The sequence below is a fragment of the Pseudoalteromonas sp. Isolate6 genome, assembly GCF_022398435.1.
GTDB lineage: Bacteria > Pseudomonadota > Gammaproteobacteria > Enterobacterales > Alteromonadaceae > Pseudoalteromonas > Pseudoalteromonas galatheae.
Window position 1 is genome coordinate 1 of record NZ_JAKEVK010000351.1, and the last position, 2,189, is coordinate 2,189.

Here is a 2,189-nt window from a genome sequence, read left to right on the forward strand (position 1 = left end):
AAATTACTTTTCATAAAAGGTGAATAATGAGAAGCAAAGCAGACGATATGGCGCTTTTTGTTCAAGTGGTGCGCTCTGATGGCTTAGCTGCAGCAGGGCGAGTATTAGGGCTTTCTCCTGCGAGCATGACAGCCCGGATCAATGCACTTGAAGCGCACTATAAAACCCGTTTACTGACTCGAAACACCAGAAGTATCAAACTAACAGAAGCGGGAGAGCGGTTTTACCAAGGCTGCGTGCGAGTTATTGAGGAGGTCGCGGCCGCGGAGGCGTTATTGCAAGATGCCGATCCCGATTTGAGAGGCACACTCAAAATTGCGGCAAGCTCAGACTTTGGCCGTCAGTACGTGGTTCCCGCCGTTGCGGAGTTTGCCACGCAGCATCCACAGGTGGTGGTTAACTTGAGCTTAGGGGAGGGCTTAGTTAAATTAGTTGAGTCTGGCACTGATATCGCCATTCGCTATGGTAATTTAAATGATAGCAGTTTGATATCTAGGCCTTTGTTAAACAACCGCAGAATGCTGGTGGCCGCTCCAAACTATCTCGAACAGTATGGTACGCCAGATTGCTATCAAGCATTACAGCAACATCGTTGTCTAGTACTGGAAAGAGCGGGGCAGGCGCTAAACGATTGGTATTTTCTCGATAAAGACACGCAAGCAACCATCATTGAAACCGTGCCTACTTGTTTAGTGAGTTCAGATGGCGAAGTCCTACGAAACTGGGCTATTCAAGGACTTGGGATCACCATCAAGTCATGGCTGGATGTTCACAAAGATATTAAAGCGGGGCGATTGGTGGAGTTGTTGCCAACTCAAACATTGGGATTTAGTCCAACGGACTCAGACAAAGTCGCGCTGCAAGCGATTTATCCATCTAGGCAGTTTCAACCTCGCCAAGTCAAAGCATTTCTGGCCTTTTTTAGCGAGTATTTACAACAAATGCAGAATTGAGTTTATTTCATCGGAGTCTACCGAATTAGCCGTGCGTAAGTGATAAAGATATGCATAATAAACGCTCATATTCAAACTAACTAAAGAGGTTCAAGGATGGCAATTGGCAATATTAAACACGTAATTTTTGACGTAGGTAACGTATTTGTGAGGTGGTCACCAGAGGAGATAGTTCGGCTTACCTTTGGCAACCAATGCGACGTTGAGAGTCTAGCTAAGCAGCTGTTCCACAGTGAGATTTGGTTTGCGATTAACCGAGGCGAACTGACTGAAGCAGACACCAAGCACGCTTTTATGCAAACCTGTCACTTAACCTCAGAGCAAGCTGATGAACTGTTCTTTTATATCAAAGAATCACTGATCCCACTTTATGGCACGCTTTCACTGATGCAGCGCCTAAAGGCAGCGGGATATAGTGCATATGCCTTAACCGATAATGTGCACGAGATTGTGAGCCACCTAAAAGCGCGTCATACTTTCTGGCAACACTTTGATGGAGAAATTATTTCTGCTGAGCTTGGCTGCATGAAGCCCGGCAAAGCTATTTTTACTCACTTACTGGAGCGCTACCAACTAGCGGCAGATGACTGTGTGTTTCTTGATGATGTCTTAGCGAACGTCGAAGGTGCAAAGCAGGTTGGGTTACATGGCATTCAGTTCTTTAATGCGGCGCAAGCTGAGCGCGAGTTACGTGAGCTAGGATTAGTGTTTTAAGCAGGTCGAGACTCCAAAATAGGCCCAAGTACGGGCCTAAAAAGAATTAATCACACATATACTGTCTATTTGTGAAAGCGCAGTCGTGATCACCGTAACAAGAGATAGCACCGGTACGGCAATCGTGGCGGTTAGTCGGTACACAGTCCAAATCAGTCAAACGGTTTATACCACCACCAATTTGGGGGGTCGCTTGTGGTGTAATGGCTTGAGCATTGTTTAAGTTTTTAAGCGGCTTTTTATTCAGTTTAATTTTCATTTTTCATTTCCTTTGGGTGGTAAGAAAACATTTTAACAGCGAAGAGAGCCACAGTTATAGCAAGAACCAAATGCTTTCGTGTTGCATAACTCGGTTATTTCTCTGTCACAACCCGCGGTTAAATAACCTCCCGCGATGTTTGGTGTTTGGGCTTTTTCCAAGTCAGCAGTATGGTTCAGTTGTTTTATCTTTCTTTTTGTTAGTGTTAACTTCATCTTATTTTCCTTATTGTGAAAGCTTGAATTGTCGTACAAAAAATAAAC

Annotated in this window: 4 protein-coding genes; 2 read left to right on the plus strand and 2 right to left on the minus strand. The window is 44.7% G+C overall.

Features of this window, described 5'->3' with window-relative positions; all coding sequences use genetic code 11:
- Positions 1-26: 26 nt before the first annotated feature.
- Together L1D50_RS22770 and L1D50_RS22775 are read left to right on the plus strand one after the other, a co-directional pair.
- The gene (locus L1D50_RS22770) at positions 27-953 is read left to right on the plus strand and encodes a LysR family transcriptional regulator (RefSeq protein ID WP_239966913.1); all 927 of its coding nucleotides are present in this window, start codon (positions 27-29) and stop codon (positions 951-953) included.
- Positions 954-1,049: 96 nt separating this feature from the next.
- Entirely contained in the window at positions 1,050-1,667 is a 618-nt protein-coding gene (locus L1D50_RS22775) for an HAD family phosphatase (protein ID WP_010369570.1), read from the plus strand.
- Between the two features lie 46 nt (positions 1,668-1,713).
- Here L1D50_RS22775 and L1D50_RS22780 read toward each other — a convergent pair whose 3' ends face one another.
- On the minus strand, positions 1,714-1,926 hold the full coding sequence (locus L1D50_RS22780) for a hypothetical protein (RefSeq protein WP_128727988.1): 213 nt from the start codon (positions 1,924-1,926) through the stop codon (positions 1,714-1,716).
- Positions 1,927-1,958: 32 nt separating this feature from the next.
- Positions 1,959-2,189: hypothetical protein (locus L1D50_RS22785; RefSeq protein WP_239966914.1), on the minus strand; the 231-nt coding region annotated here is incomplete at its 5' end.

What these genes read in the sequence shown, in the direction of transcription:
- L1D50_RS22770 (WP_239966913.1), top strand. Translation starts at nt 27, where the DNA reads ATGAGAAGCAAAGCAGACGATATGGCGCTTTTTGTTCAAGTGGTGCGC.
- L1D50_RS22775 (WP_010369570.1), top strand. Translation starts at nt 1,050, where the DNA reads ATGGCAATTGGCAATATTAAACACGTAATTTTTGACGTAGGTAACGTA.
- L1D50_RS22780 (WP_128727988.1), bottom strand. Translation starts at nt 1,926, where the DNA reads ATGAAAATTAAACTGAATAAAAAGCCGCTTAAAAACTTAAACAATGCT.